This window comes from Alteromonas sp. S015 (assembly GCF_036864485.1).
Classification (GTDB): domain Bacteria; phylum Pseudomonadota; class Gammaproteobacteria; order Enterobacterales; family Alteromonadaceae; genus Alteromonas.
Genome location: NZ_JAZETO010000001.1, coordinates 625,439 through 640,417, shown reverse-complemented (window position 1 = coordinate 640,417; position 14,979 = coordinate 625,439). Strand labels below are relative to the sequence as shown.

The 14,979-nt window shown below is 43.5% G+C and carries 11 protein-coding genes; 6 read left to right on the top strand and 5 right to left on the bottom strand.

Annotated features, from left to right (window positions below; translation table 11 throughout):
* Positions 1 to 2,526: an ATP-binding protein gene (locus V7R42_RS02765; RefSeq protein ID WP_334018705.1), complete on the bottom strand. Its 2,526-nt coding sequence runs from the start codon at positions 2,524 to 2,526 to the stop codon at positions 1 to 3.
* A 127-nt stretch (positions 2,527 to 2,653) separates the two neighbouring features.
* Here V7R42_RS02765 and V7R42_RS02760 point away from each other — a divergent pair, with 127 nt between their 5' ends.
* The gene (locus tag V7R42_RS02760; RefSeq protein WP_334018704.1) at positions 2,654 to 3,010 is read left to right on the top strand and encodes a VOC family protein; all 357 of its coding nucleotides are present in this window, start codon (positions 2,654 to 2,656) and stop codon (positions 3,008 to 3,010) included.
* 139 nt (positions 3,011 to 3,149) lie between these two features.
* Here the strand turns inward: V7R42_RS02760 and asd are convergent, their stop codons facing one another.
* Positions 3,150 to 4,274, bottom strand: coding sequence for an aspartate-semialdehyde dehydrogenase (gene asd / locus V7R42_RS02755; protein ID WP_334018703.1), 1,125 nt, complete (start codon positions 4,272 to 4,274; stop codon positions 3,150 to 3,152).
* A gap of 486 nt (positions 4,275 to 4,760) precedes the next feature.
* Between asd and V7R42_RS02750 the strand changes: the two genes are divergently transcribed.
* The 3 genes from V7R42_RS02750 to V7R42_RS02740 all read left to right on the top strand — a co-directional run bounded on the left by V7R42_RS02750 (position 4,761) and on the right by V7R42_RS02740 (position 6,621).
* Positions 4,761 to 5,327, top strand: coding sequence for a cytochrome b (locus V7R42_RS02750; RefSeq protein ID WP_334018702.1), 567 nt, complete (start codon positions 4,761 to 4,763; stop codon positions 5,325 to 5,327).
* A gap of 212 nt (positions 5,328 to 5,539) precedes the next feature.
* On the top strand, positions 5,540 to 6,037 hold the full coding sequence (locus V7R42_RS02745; RefSeq protein WP_334018701.1) for a M48 metallopeptidase family protein: 498 nt from the start codon (positions 5,540 to 5,542) through the stop codon (positions 6,035 to 6,037).
* A 164-nt stretch (positions 6,038 to 6,201) separates the two neighbouring features.
* Positions 6,202 to 6,621: a CBS domain-containing protein gene (locus V7R42_RS02740; protein ID WP_334018700.1), complete on the top strand. Its 420-nt coding sequence runs from the start codon at positions 6,202 to 6,204 to the stop codon at positions 6,619 to 6,621.
* 106 nt (positions 6,622 to 6,727) lie between these two features.
* On the opposite strand, the gene V7R42_RS02735 is transcribed toward V7R42_RS02740, so the two are convergent.
* Entirely contained in the window at positions 6,728 to 9,769 is a 3,042-nt protein-coding gene (locus tag V7R42_RS02735; protein ID WP_334018699.1) for an efflux RND transporter permease subunit, read from the bottom strand.
* A gap of 3 nt (positions 9,770 to 9,772) precedes the next feature.
* Positions 9,773 to 10,855 carry an efflux RND transporter periplasmic adaptor subunit gene (locus tag V7R42_RS02730; RefSeq protein ID WP_334018945.1) on the bottom strand — a complete coding sequence of 361 codons (1,083 nt, stop codon included), beginning with the start codon at positions 10,853 to 10,855 and terminating at the stop codon, positions 9,773 to 9,775.
* Positions 10,856 to 11,064: 209 nt separating this feature from the next.
* Between V7R42_RS02730 and V7R42_RS02725 the strand changes: the two genes are divergently transcribed.
* Together V7R42_RS02725 and V7R42_RS02720 are read left to right on the top strand one after the other, a co-directional pair.
* Entirely contained in the window at positions 11,065 to 11,679 is a 615-nt protein-coding gene (locus V7R42_RS02725; RefSeq protein WP_334018698.1) for a TetR/AcrR family transcriptional regulator, read from the top strand.
* A 515-nt stretch (positions 11,680 to 12,194) separates the two neighbouring features.
* On the top strand, positions 12,195 to 14,288 hold the full coding sequence (locus tag V7R42_RS02720; RefSeq protein ID WP_334018697.1) for a TonB-dependent receptor: 2,094 nt from the start codon (positions 12,195 to 12,197) through the stop codon (positions 14,286 to 14,288).
* Between the two features lie 158 nt (positions 14,289 to 14,446).
* Here the strand turns inward: V7R42_RS02720 and V7R42_RS02715 are convergent, their stop codons facing one another.
* Positions 14,447 to 14,935 (bottom strand): GNAT family N-acetyltransferase, encoded by a 489-nt coding sequence (locus V7R42_RS02715; RefSeq protein WP_334018696.1) that lies wholly within the window; start codon positions 14,933 to 14,935, stop codon positions 14,447 to 14,449.
* Between the last annotated feature and the right edge of the window lie 44 nt (positions 14,936 to 14,979).

Below are 14,979 nucleotides of genomic sequence, written 5' to 3'. Positions count from 1 at the left end.
TCACGCCGGGCGAGCAAGAAACTCACCTAGTGTGTTAACAAGGCGAGCCTTATCTACTGGCTTGCCCACATGAGCATCCATTCCTGCCGCGTGACAGTTGTCGACATCTTGCTGCATGGCGTTAGCCGTCAGGGCAATGATGGGGGTTTTTAACTTAAGTACATTTCTTATATGCCGTGTGGCGCTAAGCCCATCAACTTCAGGCATTTGAATATCCATAAGTACTAAATCATAAGTGCACGCTTTCAATGCATCAATGGCCTTTTGTCCGTTTGATACGTGTGTTAAATCTAAATGGAATTCATCAAGAAGCGCTTTTATTACTTCAACATTAATGTCGTTGTCTTCTGCAAGGAGGACACGAGCGCCTTCTAGCGTAACGTGTTGCTGGGTTGTCTCAGACAGCGGAACATCAATATCTGCTGCAACAGCAAACGTGACATCAAAAGAAAAAGTAGAGCCTCGTTCTAATTCGCTTTCAAGCGTTAGTGAAGAGCCCATTAGTTTAAGCAGATTATTACTTATGTTAAGCCCTAGGCCTGTGCCGCCATACTTTCTCGCTATGGAGCTTTCAGCTTGCGTAAAAGGCGTAAACAGCTTTACTTGGTTTTCTTTTGAAATACCAATCCCGTTGTCTTTTACCCAGCAGTGCAGGGCACAATGACTATCGTTGGCTTCTACTACGGATAATCCAATTTCTATAATCCCTTTATCAGAAAACTTGATGGCATTGCTTATTAGGTTTGCCAATATTTGCTTAAATCTAAGTTCGTCAAACATCAAATCGTTATTAAGGTTTTTGTCGATATGAAGCTGGAGCACTAATCCTTTGCGTTCCGCTTGGTCTGAAAATATGTCGACTAATGTGCACAGGCTTTCATTGATGTCGTGGGGTCTGATAGCCAACGTTAGTTTGCCTGCTTCAATCTTCGAAAAGTCGAGTAGGTCGTTAATAAGTTGAAGCAGCATCTCAGAAGCATTAACGATTTTCTTGGTGAGATCCTTTGCCTGCACATCTACCGCATGGTTCGATAATGTTTGTCCAAAACCAATAATGGCATTTAAAGGCGTGCGGATCTCGTGACTAATATTAGAAATAAACTCAGACTTTAACCGATTGTTTAATTCTGCTTTTTCTTTCGCCGTTAAGTAAAGCGCATTAGCCTGTCTTGATTTACTCAATAAAATCAGAATGATAACAATTGTTACTAGTGTGAGTGTGATAAGTATGACGAGCAGAGTCGAAAAAAGCGATTGGGTGCGCTGAGCCTCTGTTTTCAACAAAAGCGCTTCCTCGAATGCTTTATTCTCATTCTCAAGTTGATTTGCTCTGTCTTTCTCTTGGGTTATCTGATCAATTAAGTTGGCGCTCTTTATTAGCTCTAAGTCTTCATATTTCTTTGCATTTAAATAGGCTTCATGGAAAACCTCAAACTGTTTAAATGCTAAGGCGTGATCACCTGTCGCGGCAGTAATGTAAGCTTCTGTTTTATCAAGTTGAGCACGCCAAGTCGTTTGCTCGGCTTCGCGGTTTTCATCGTAGAGTTCTCGTGCTTTTTTAAGCGCGTTTGTCGCCTCATTAAGTTCTCCTAAACTAAGGTGGGCTTCCGCTTTCAAGCGGTAAATTTCGCTATTGTAAAAAGAAGATGAGAGAGGGTGCGCAAGAACAACATCAGAGAGTGTCAGCGCCTTTTGCAGGTTACCTAAACGGTAATAGGTTGTGGCGATACCGTAAGTGGCAAGGAACTCAGAATAGTTGATATCAATTTGTGAATCGAATTCAATGGCGCGTTCAAAATAGTCGATGGCCTTTTCATAGTCTCGTAAATTCCTATATAAAATACCAATAGCGTAAAGGTTGTCACTGACCAAAATCCGTTGGTTTTGATCTTTGGCGCCATCAAGCGACTTGTCATAGTAAGAAAGCGCAAGGTCATAAGCGCTGACTGATTGATAGTAGTCTGCCACAATAGCGTAATACAACGGTTTAAGCTCAGTAAGCATATGCTCGGTAAGTATATCGTTTACCGTGTTGATAAGCTCAGCGTTTGGCGAGAAAACCTGACCTTCGCTATAGGTTAATACTTGGTAAATGAGCGCGTAGGCTTTTACCCTTGGCGGAATAGTAGGCGTTGCAACAACGCGATTAAAGTATTCGTAGGCTTTTTCGTAGTCTGCCGAAATACCATACATTCTTGCTATACCAGTAGCGATGGTGAGACCTTCACTCGAGTTGTCTTGCAGTGCAATTAGCGTATTTAAGATTTGTTCGGAAGGGCGCTGATGTATTGAAAGTTGGTACTGAACATAAAGCGCCGCCACTTTTCTTTTTTCGTCTCGCGTTAATGTGTCAGATAACAACCAAGTTTCAAGCTGTTCTATTGCTGCGCCTATGGGCATAGGCACTGAGGTTTCAACGTCCACTTTAATTTCGCTGACCTTGTCTGGAATAGATGCATGAGCACTAAGCGCTACCATGCTCCAAATTAAGGCAAGTAATAAAGCCAAACTAATGAAATGCTGCAAACTAAGTGACCTGAATAAATGCTATCCATCTTATAGTAAACGATTAGGCGCGTTTATAATTTAATCAATAAGTCTAAAGTTGGTGATAGTATGAGTTCATTATTCTTAAAAAAGAGAGAAGAGTTATATGCAACAAAACACCAAACTCAACTACGTCGAATTTGCATCTCTAGATATACGCCGTTCAAAAGCGTTTTTTGAAAGTGCGTTTGGATGGTGTTTTACCGACTATGGCAATGAATACAGTGCGTTTAGCAATGCTGGCATGGATGGAGGGATTTTTTCTGCACAACGTGTGATGAAGGCAGAAAGTGGGGCGCCTTTATTGGTGCTGTATTCCAATAATATTTCTGAAGCGCAAGAATGTGTAGAAAAAGCTGGTGGAGCAATTACTAAGCCGCTATTTGATTTCGCAGGGGGCTGTCGCTTTCATTTTGTCGAGCCTGGTGGGAATGAACTGGCTGTTTGGTCAGAGTCAGCCTAGTAGATAAAAGTGCGCTGAAAATAAATAGTTCAGCGCTAAACGCTACCGTATTCAGCAGTGTCTTAAACAAAAAAACGCCTTGCTGGTAGTAATACAGAAAGGCGTTTTAACTTCTATTTAGTTAGTTAAAAGCTAGCAGTTAGTTTTGCTCAAGCACAATGCGTAGCATTCTGCGAAGCGGTTCTGCGGCACCCCACAATAGTTGATCGCCTACAGTAAATGCCGAAATATACTCTGGGCCCATAGTCAATTTGCGAATACGGCCAACTGGAATAGATAGCGTGCCGGTAACTTTCGCTGGCGTGAGCTCTTGCATGGTCGCGTCGCGATCGTTTGGTACAACTTTTACCCATTCATTGTGAGCCGCAAGAATCTCTTCAATTTCGCTTACAGGCAAGTCTTTCTTAAGCTTAAGCGTAATGGCTTGGCTGTGGCAGCGCATAGCGCCCACGCGTACACAAATACCGTCGATAGGTACTTCACTATCTTTTATGCCTAGAATTTTGTTTGCTTCGGCTTGGGCTTTCCACTCTTCACGGCTTTGACCTGAAGGTAGTTGCGAATCGATATAAGGAATTAAGCTACCCGCAAGCGGTACGCCAAATTGTTCACTAGGGTAATCTGCGCTTCGGATAAACTCAGACACTTGCTGGTCAATGTCTAAAATTGCGGTAGCAGGGTCTTCAACCTTCTCTTTAACATTGCTGTGGATAGCGCCCATTTGGCTAATAAGTTCACGCATATGCTTTGCGCCTGAGCCTGAAGCCGCTTGGTACGTCATTGGTGATGCCCACTCAACAAGGTCTTTTTCAAATAGACCTCCAAGCGCAAGCAGCATAAGGGAAACAGTACAGTTTCCACCTACGTAAGTGCGAATGCCTTTTTCAATGCCACTATCAATTTCTTTACGGTTAACTGGGTCTAGTACAATAACAGCATCATCTTTCATACGAAGCGCTGACGCTGCGTCAATCCAGTAGCCATTCCAGCCTGATGCACGAAGGTCATCATAAACTGCTTTTGTGTAATCACCGCCTTGGCAAGTAATAATGATATCTTGTTTAGATAGCGCTTCGATGTCGTGCGCATCTTCTAGAACACCAGCATCTTTACCAGCAAAATCTGGTGCTGCACTACCTTTTTGCGAGGTAGTGAAAAAGGTGGGCTCAATGTGCGCGAAATCTTGCTCTTCTTGCATGCGCTGCATTAATACTGAGCCAACCATACCGCGCCAGCCCACTAAACCTACTTTTTGTTGTGACATTAAATTGAGAACCCTTGTTACTAAAATGAAAAGTACTTCATCACTTATGCCAATTTCTCAACGCCAAAACATATATTTATGAGTTAACGTGTGTATCAATCGGACGTAAAATGATGTCGAACGCCGCTACTTAGTTGTGTTGGCGTAATACCTGTCGTTTTTATTTTTGTCTTTGCAGTCTAAGTGTTATTTATCCCGCTGGCTAGATGGTTTTTATAAATAATCTCTCGCTGATATAAGTATTTTAGAAACGGCTATTTATGGCAAAGCATTTGAACAAAACACTTGAAGAAATAATCAAAGCACAGGGTAAAAAGTGAACCTGTATTGACCACTCTTTGCGTTTATATACTGCTTACGGTCTAAAAATTGCTTTAGCTATTAAAAATAGAATTAATTCCTCACAATGTGTGAGGACATATACAATATTGAGAAACGCTTTAAGGAAAACGTAGTTCTTAATATGATAATAAAAGTGAGGAACGCATGCAGTACGATAGTCATAACAAATTTGCTACCACTACGGTATTTTTGCATTGGTTGGTTGGATTAACCATTATTGGCTTGCTCGCCACGGGGATCTACATGTCGGAAAACGGTGTGTATGCATTATACCCCTGGCACAAAGCGATTGGTTTTCTTGTACTTTTTGTCGCACTAGCACGCGTGATATGGCGCACGAAAAATGGCTGGCCTAGCGCTGCTGCTAACTACAGGCCAATAGAGCACAAATTAGCGTCGATTGTGCACTGGGTGTTGATTATCGCCACGCTCTTAATGCCAATTTCAGGCTTGATGGCGTCGGTACTGGGTGGGCACGGGCTGTCAGTTTTTGGTCTAGAGGTTTTCGCACCAAATTATAGCGTTGAAGATCCTGAGAAAACGCTACCGATAAATTACGATCTTTCCAAAGCAGGTGGCGCAATCCACTATTATCTTGGTTACACCGTAATTGTTGCTTTAATGCTACATATTGCTGGCGCGCTTAAGCATCATTTCGTTGACAACGATGGCACATTGAAGCGCATGCTAGGCAAGAGCATTAAAGCGTAGTGACTAATAAATAGGTTTTGTTGTATTCCAGCGTTACTGTCTGAGTTATTTGACGCTGCTGCGCGCTCAATGAAATTAGGTAGACAAGATTTTAATAGAAGCCGCGCTAATTTTAGATCGGCTTCTAACCCAAACGCTTTGTCAGGACATAACTTTCGCTGCCCTCTGTTTCGATTTACTTTATAATTCTCCGTGTAAAGGAGAGAAAAAACGTGAATGAATATGCTCGGTATTTTAACGGCTACCCCTCAACTATTGTAGAACAAGCCCTCCAGCTCATTTCTGACAATCGGCTCAAAAACTACTTATTAAGAAAATACCCCGAATCCCATGATATAACGACAGATAAGCTGCTTTACCAATACGCGACGGATTTAAAAAAGCAATATTTGAAAAATGCCCCACCATTTGGGCGTGCTGCGTTTAAAAAGCAAGGGGACATGATAACTAACGCGTTAGGTACACATACTTACCGTATGCAGGGCAAAACGCGTAAACACGATTTGGCCATTAATAATGATTTGCTCTATGCGCCAGAGCCTTTGTTAAAAGCACTGGTAGTGCATGAGTTAGCGCACTTTAAAGAAAAAGATCATAACAAGTCGTTCTACAAACTTTGCTGCTACATGGAGCCGGATTATCATCAGCTTGAACTCGATTTACGGTTGTTCTGTGTAGCCGTTGCAAAGGGGGATAACCCGTACGCTTGATGACAACGCACCCGCAGTAATTGGTTAAAGGTGTACTGAGATAATTTGCCTATCTAGTATACTGCGCTAGTGTTTTAAGTTTGTGCTGCCGCCTAGAGTTTTGGTGACACCTGTGCTGCGACATTGTGTCGAAAGTGAAAGATGTTAAGTGAATAAGGAGTATTATGAGCGTTACTAAAATTATGTCGACACGCGTAGTCAGCGTGCAAATGGATGACAGCTTACAGTCACTGCGCGAACTCTTTGCTGCCACGGGGTTTCATCACTTAGTCGTGGTTCACGATAATAAACTGCAGGGTATTATATCCGACAGAGACTTGATGAAGTCGGTTAGCCCTTTTGTTGATACCCTAAGTGAACGAAAGCTAGATCGCACTACATTAGATAAAAAAGCGCACCAAATAATGACCCGTGAAGTGGTAACGCTGAATCCCACTGACTCAGTATTCGCGGCTATTGAGCTTTTTAATACCCACAAAATTTCCTGCATTCCTATTATCGATACGAATAGACATCCAGTAGGAATGGTGTCGTGGCGCGATGTGATGAAGTTCATGCAAAGTAGGGTAGAGGCGAAGCGCTAGCGCGGTGCGTTTGCGTTAGTCGCAGTAAACACTTCTATTAGGGGGAGTGGCCTCTCTGCCAGCATATTGCAAATACTGCGATAGAGAGGCCATAAGTAATAAAGCGTTAGCTGTTGCGGTAGCTGACTTTAAACAGCAAACTGTAAAGCACAGGCACGGCTATTAGAGTAAGCACAGTAGCAAACGCCAAGCCGCCCATAATCGTCACTGCCATATCAGCAAAGAACGCATCGAACAACAGCGGCGCCATACCCAAGATAGTCGTTACCGCCGCCAGTGACACAGGACGAACACGACTAATGGTGGCCTCTACGATTGCTTGTCGAATAGCCAGTCCTTCTTCAATCTGAAGGTCTATTTCTTCAATCAGCACAATGGCGTTCTTAATAAGCATACCGAACAAGCTCAAAAAGCCCAGTAGCGACATAAAACCAAACGGCATATCAGTACCTAATAAACCCGTGACTACCCCAACAATAGCCATAGGCACTACAAGCCAAATAATCAGTGGCTGACGCGCGTGACCGAATAGCAATACCGAGATTATAAACATCACTAAAAAGCCTGCGGGTAAGCCTGCGCCCAGCGCTTTTTGTGCATCGCTAGAGCTTTCAAATTCGCCGCCCCATTCCAGTGAATATCCAGCGGGAAGTTCTATGTCTTCAATAAGTGGGCGAATTCTCGCTAGTGCTTTTGCTGCGGTCTCATTGTCACCAGGCTCAGCCTCTACTGTAATGGTGCGCACACGGTCGCGACGGTGAATACGCATTTCTTCGGTCATTAACTCTAAGCCTTGCGATACCTGCGTGAAAGGTACGTATTGGCGCTGTTGTGTAGACCACACTTGCGATTCGCGTATTGATTGAAGCTCGGTATCTTCTGCTTTGCCCATCTTTGCAATAATGTTGTAGGCATAGTCGCCGTCTTGCACCGTACCTAGCCGAACCCCACTACTTGCATACTGTATAGTTTGGCTAAAATCATTGTGTGACACACCGGCAATACCCGCATTGTAGTTGTCAAATTGGGTGTTAATAGCAAAGCCTTTTTCGCGCCAATTGTGGCGTACGTCTTTTACTTGTTCGTCAGCAAAAAGTAGAGCTTTTGCTTTATCCGCCAGTTCGCGAAGAACTTCGGTATCTGGGCCTGAAAATCTTGCTTCCAGTTTTGCACCAGAGCCAGGGCCAAACTGCATGCGCTCCATGTAGAAGTTGGCGTCGAAATCTAAGTCGGTAAGCTTATTTCTAAGCTTCTCTTGAATAGCCGGAATATTATCTAGTTCATTGGCGCGAACCATGAAAAAGGCATAATTTTCGTTAGCACTTTTAGGCGCATAAGTGAGGGTGAAACGGTCGGCACCTTGTCCAATAAAAGTGGTGACAGCCGTTACATTATCCATTCCCAAAATACGTGCTTCGGCTTCTTTTGCAATTACTTCTGTTGCACGTATATCTCTGTCTTGTGGGCCCCAGTAATGCACAAAGAATAGCGGCGCGTTTGACGGAGGGAAAAAGCCTTGTTTAACCATACCAAAGCTTCCGTAAGCCACAATAGTAATAACAAACAATGCACCAATAGTTACCCAACGAAGTTTAAGTGCGCCTAGCAGTGCACGCTTAAACCAGCGTTGTGACGCAGAGAGTTCGTTACCTGAGGTTTGGCCAATACCTTTGCGGTAGAAATACGCACCAAGCACTGGCACTAAGGTTACTGCTAGTACCCAGCTTATCATTAAGGAAACCAACACTACGGCAAACAAAGAATAAAGAAACTCGCCTGTGGCATCATTTGAAAGACCTATGCCTGAAAACGCCGCAATACCAATAACGGTTGCGCCAAGCAAGGGCCACTGTGTACGCTTTACAATAAAGCTGGCAGATTCTTTAGCCGTAGAGCCGGTGGCCATGCGCAGCATCATACCTTCGGCTACCACAATGGCGTTATCTACTAGCATACCCATAGCGATTACCATGGCGCCAAGTGATATGCGCTGTAGCTGAATATCCATAAGCCACATGATTAGAATTGTTCCAAGCACGGTGACAAGCAGTACAGAGCCAACCACCACACCAGAGCGCCAACCCATGAACAAACACAAGGTTAAAGTAACAACGGCTACTGACATGACTAGGTTATTAATAAAGCCAGTTACTGACTCATCAACCACCGAAGCTTGGTCGTATATTGGCGTAAGCGTAATGCCAACCGGCAACTCTTGTAACAGTTTTTCCACCTTTGCGTTAACCCGTTCGCCCACGTCAACAATGTTAACGTCGGTCAAGGCTGATACAGATAACGTTAATGCATCTTCGCCGTTGTAGCGTACACGAACGGACTGTATGTCGGCTGGCTCTAACTTTAGTGTGGCAATATCAGCAACCCGAAGGGAACGGTTTGTGCCAGGCACTACCACCGACAGGTTAGATATTTCTTCAAGCCTGTCTGGCGCGCGCTCTACAATTAGGCGTACATTTTTCTCGTCAACTTTAATACGGCCGCCGTTGAACGGGCGTAAATTATCCTCGAAAAGAGAGGCAAGATCGGGAAATGAAATACCCAAGCCAGCCAGTTGGTAAGGGTTGATATAGGCCACTATCTGTTCTTTTTGAACGCCAGTCACATTTACCTTGGCAACACCTTCTGTGGTAAGCAGGTCACGTCGAATAATTCGCGCAAACTCTCGAAGCTCGCGGGTATCAAAATCCGGTGCACTTAACGCATAATAAAGCCCGTAAACATCACCAAAATCATCAAATACCACCGGGTCTTGTGCACCTGTTGGCAAGGAGCTTGCTGTGTCCCGAAGTCGCTTTCTCAACTCATCCCAAATCTGTGGTAAAAGGTTACTATCGTAAGTACTCTTAACTTCAACCGTAATCTCTGAGAGGCCCGGCGAGGAAACTGACGTCACTTCTTTTAATTGTGGCATTTGCTGAATAGCAATTTCCAAGCGCTCGGTGACTTCACGCTCCACCTTCTCGGCGCTGGCGCCAGGGTAATTGGTGTACACCTTTACTTGTTTAATGGTAAAAGCAGGGTCTTCTAAGCGGCCAATTTTGCTCATAGCCAAAACGCCGCCTAAAAGTAGAATGACTACCATTAGCCAAATGTTGACGGGCTTATCAATTGAATAGCGTGCGATATCCATAAATTACTTCTCTCCTTGGTAAGGAAGCACTTTCATGTCTGCACGCATTTGTGTTGCTCCAGCAGCCACAACCTGCTGGCCTAGTGTGATTTCGTCTTTGCTCTTTCCTTCAATAATCGCTAGCTCATTTTCAATATGCTTAACGTTTACATCTTGTTTGGCCACAGTGCTTGTTTCATCGTTATATACCCATACTGCAAAGCCTGAGTCTTTATTACCCACAAGTGCTCTTACAGGTACAACAAAACCCTCAGGGTACAGGCTACCTTGCAGGCTTACTTTTACCACTGCACGCGCGCCTGGAGTTAGCGGTAGCTCCTCGCGAGGCTCCATGGCAAATACCACTTCATAAGTTTGCGACACAGGATCCGGTTGGGTAGAGTGCTCTACATAATCCACCGGATACCATTGACTGCGATTAGTGGCTAATGTGGCGCTGGCTTGTTTTATCCCACGGCCAATATTGGCAGTAAGTAAACGCTCAGGCACATTGATATTGAAGTATATTTTAGATACATCTTGCAGACGAGCAATCGGCGTACCTGCGGCTACAAAGCTATTATTTTCAACAAGCCGTTGAGATACTTTTGCGTCGAAAGGGGCATATAATTGCGTATAGCTTAAATCTTGCTCTGCATTCTTTAAGTCGATAACCGCCAGTTCATAAGATGTTCTTGCAGTATCAAGTGAGCTCTGCGCAACTAACTTTTGAGCGAACATTTTCTCAATTCTGTCGAGCTCACGTTTGGCTTGATCAAGTCGTGTGGTTGACTCCTCTACGCGTCTTTCGAACGGCTTGCGATCAATAGTGGCCAGTAATTTGCCCTTATTGATATCACTACCTGTCACCAAGTCGGTTTGAATAAGGCGGCCTGAAACTTCGAAACTTAAGTCTACGGTTTTCACCGCCGACACGACGGCAGGGAAGGTAAATTCGTCAAAATCGGGAATATTGCTTACGCTAGCTAATTTGACATACCGAGGGGGAACCTGTGTTTGTTGCTCGGCAGGCTCTTCAGAAGAGCATGCACTTAAGGTTGAAACCGATAAAACGCTTAAAAACAAAATGTGAGAAAATCGCATCATGGACATAGGTGTATGTAATCCATAGTCAGGGTAAATAAAGTATAGATGTGTAAACCCAGGTAGTGATGGCATGCACAGCTGCAATAAAGATAATCATTACCTAAAGTAAACTGGTGAGTGCATTTTAATGCGGCTGCATTGAAAAGTAAACTGTTCGGTGTAAAATGGCCAATGTAATATAACGGATAACTAATTTTGAGAACTTCGATATGGTAGGCAACACACGAACGCGTAGCGATATTAAACGCGAAGCCATTATTCAAGCGGCAACACAGGCGTTCCAAGAGTTTGGCGTTAACGGCACTAGTATGGATAAGCTAGCTGAACTGGCGAATGTGTCAAAGCGTACCGTGTATAACCACTTTTCTACCAAAGAAGAGTTGGTGATGCATTTAGTTACGCAGCAATGGCAAACAGCAATTCTCAATATTAACAAAGCATACGATACAACGCTTCCGTTAGACGAGCAGCTAGAAGACCTTATTTTACAAGACATCGAGTTTATGGTGAGTGAATCACACCTCGATTTAGCCCGTGTTGCGATTGGTCACTTCTTTTACGAGCCGGAAAAGCTAAAAGATGAAGTAGCGCAATTAAAAGCTCAAGAGACGGCTATGCACCGCTGGTTAAAGGATGCCAAAGCTGATAATAAACTCGAGTTTGATGACTTGGGTCGGGTTGTCGATGAAATTGATAGCCTAGTAAAAGGGCAGTGCTTTTGGCCACAGCTTTTCAAAATTGAAGATACGCTCAGCGACACAGACAAAAAAAATGTAGCTAAAAGTACGGTTGCTTTAATTTTAAGCCGTTATGCTGTCGTATAGCTGCTAGGTCATCTTAAAGCATTTTTTTAGGCTCTTTCAAAAGCAAAGGGCCATTGAATATTTACATAAAACCATTCAACTTTGATTTTCGCGCCTGCGCACTCTCGTTGCGAAACCCTCCTCAATAACACGTACGATGTCTTATACAGTGTAGCCAGTTAATACCTTTTCACTTGTTCGTTGGTTCTACCTGACGTTCGGTTTCCGGCCCCAGCGGTTGCAAGAAAAGTCACCATAGCCGTACAAAATACGGTCTACTGTTTGTTCTTTCGTCTATTTTGAAGGAGTTTTAGCTTTATTTATCAAAAGAGTTAAGAAAATTTATAAAGAGTTTTTAAATTTTAATACTTTAACTCTCGTCATTTGTTCAAATTTTTTATAATATCCCGACCAAAAATAACAACTATTATTATTTGCAATTGCAAAGTTCGCTAACAAACCGCTTAGTGATAATAGGGGTTTACAGATTTTTGAAAGAAATCACACAACACTTACTGAACACTTGGAGAGTAATTTTGAAATTCAAACTTACGAGTATTGCTGCTGCGATAATTCTAAGCCCAGCGACTTTTGCTGCTGATATGGAAGATATTGAGAGGCTAACAGTGAAAGGAAAGTACCTTTCAGTTAACCAGTCTAACTCAATTAAAAGCCCTACACCTATTATCGACGTGCCACAAAGTTTGTCGATCATTACGGCTGAAGAAATAACAGCGCGCGGTATAACTAGCGTTGGTCAAATTATCGATTACACGCCAGGTGTTAATACATCGCAAGGTGAAGGCCACCGCGACTCAGTTGTATTTCGAGGTGTGCGCTCAACAGCAGATTTCTACTTAGACGGCAACCGTGATGACGTTCAATACTACCGCGCACTTTACAATGTTGAGCAGGTCGAAATTCTTCGTGGTCCAAATGCGTTGCTATTCGGTCGCGGTGGTACGGGCGGTATCTTAAACCGTGTATCTAAGAAAGCGAAAACGAGCGAAAAGTTTGTAAACTACAACCTATCTGCTAATACATTTGGTGCTTACAACTTACAGCTAGATACGAATGTTGATACGGGCGATAAGTCTGCGTTGCGCATTAACGCCATGTATGAAAGCTTAGACAACCATCGCGACTTCTTTTATGGAGACCGTTACGGCTTTAATCCCACTGCACGCTTTGAGTTAAGCGATGACACAATTGTCGATGTGTCATATGAATACATCGACCATGAGCGCTTTATTGACCGCGGTGTGCCTACTGCCAACGGCGAACCAGTAGAAGCGTTTGAAGAAATCGTTTTCGGCGACCCAGACAATAACTATCAAACATTGGGCGCTGACGTCTTCCGTGCAAACGTTGAGCACACGTTCTCTGACAACTTAAAGGGTAATTTCAATGCCTTCTACGGTGACTACGACAAAGTTTATTCAAATTTTTACGCAGCAGATTATAACGCTGAAACAGAGCAGGTAACGCTAGACGGATACGTTGATACTACACAGCGTGAAAACATGATCTTGTCTTCTAATCTTGTTGGTGAATTTGAAACGGGAAGCATTAAGCACACGGTTATCTTCGGTGGAGAGGTGATTAATACCAAGTCGAATCAAGATCGTTACAATCCAGTATTTGATACGCGCGTAGATGATCCAGACAAAAGTAACGACCGTGAGGTTTTTGATATCTCTCGCCCGCTGGCTTTTCGCGGTCTTACTGGCACAACCAGTGCAGGATTAACAACAACTGCTGTGTTTAGTGATGTGAATGATGATACTCACGTAGACCTTGATGTGTACTCTTTCTACGTTCAAGACGAGATCGCACTGTCAGATAACTTCGACGTAGTGTTAGGCGCACGCTTTGATAGCTTCGACATTGAAGTATTTAATGTTAAAGCGGATGAAACGCGCAGCAGAAAGGACGAAGAAGTGTCACCGAGAGCTGGCCTAGTCTATAAGCCACAAGAGAATATCTCTATTTACGCCAGCTACAGTGAGTCATTCTTACCACGCAGCGGTGAGCAATATGCGAACATCAACGGTGACGCAAACGCACTTGACCCAGATACCTTCACTAACCAAGAGATTGGTATTAAGTGGGATTTCAATGAGAGCATGAGCTTTACAGCAGCCATCTTCGAGAACGAGCAGACGTCTTTGGACAACGACCCGAATGACCCTGAAAGCTTTGTTGAAGTAGACTCAGATGTATCTGGTTTTGAACTTCAGCTTCAAGGCTACATTACTGATAAGTGGTATATTACTGCAAACTACAGCAACCTTGATGGCGAAAACGCAAGTGGCGTAGAGCTTCGTGAGCTGCCTGAAAATACGATGTCTGTGTGGACAACCTACGAAGTGAATGAAGTATTTGGCTTCGGCATTGGTGCTACATATCAGGACGAAAGTAAGGTATCGACAAGTGCGTCATCGCCTGTACTACCTAGCTATACGCGCGTTGATGCGTCAGCTTACTACACGCTTAGCGACAAAATGCGCCTTCAGTTAAACGTTGAAAACTTGACTGATACGCTTTACTTCCCGAATGCGCACTCTACGCATCAGGTAACAGTAGGTGCGCCAATTAATGCGCGTCTATCACTGATTGGTTCTTTCTAAACTAACCGTCAGTTTTAAAATATTGTTTAAAAGCCATTCGCGAAAGCGAATGGCTTTTTTTATTGTGACAGCTATTACGACAATTAAAGTCGGTGATTTAGGCATACCAGCCGTTATTGCGATGTAAACTTAATACTGAGTAAATCAGTAAGGCAGCATTACCTCTGTTTTGCGAAGTCGATAAGTGTCTGTCCATCCATGCGATAGCCTAACCATTCACTCTTTGGTTTAGCGCCAAGAGACTCATAAAAATCGATAGCAGGTTTGTTCCAATCTAAAACGCTCCATTCAAAACGACCACAGTTGTTTTCTACCGCTGTTTTGGCTAAGTATTGCAATAACATTTTCCCCGCACCCAATCCACGGGATTTAGGTGAAACGTACAAATCTTCAAGGTACAAACCGTTGCGTCCTTGCCACGTTGAATAATTAAAGAAATACACTGCGAAGCCAATAGGGGCGTCACCACTTTCACATATAACACAGTGCGCAGTTGCCCCTTCACCGAATAATGTTTTTAGTAGCGCTTCTTCATCTGCTTCTACTTCATGTTCCGCTTTCTCATATATGGCGAGTTCTAGAATAAACTGGCGAATTTGTAAAATGTCGTCAGGCGTGGCTGGTCTAATTGAAATGGCGTTGCTCATGGTGACTCCCATCATAAATAATCAAAAAAAATGAGCCATTAAAG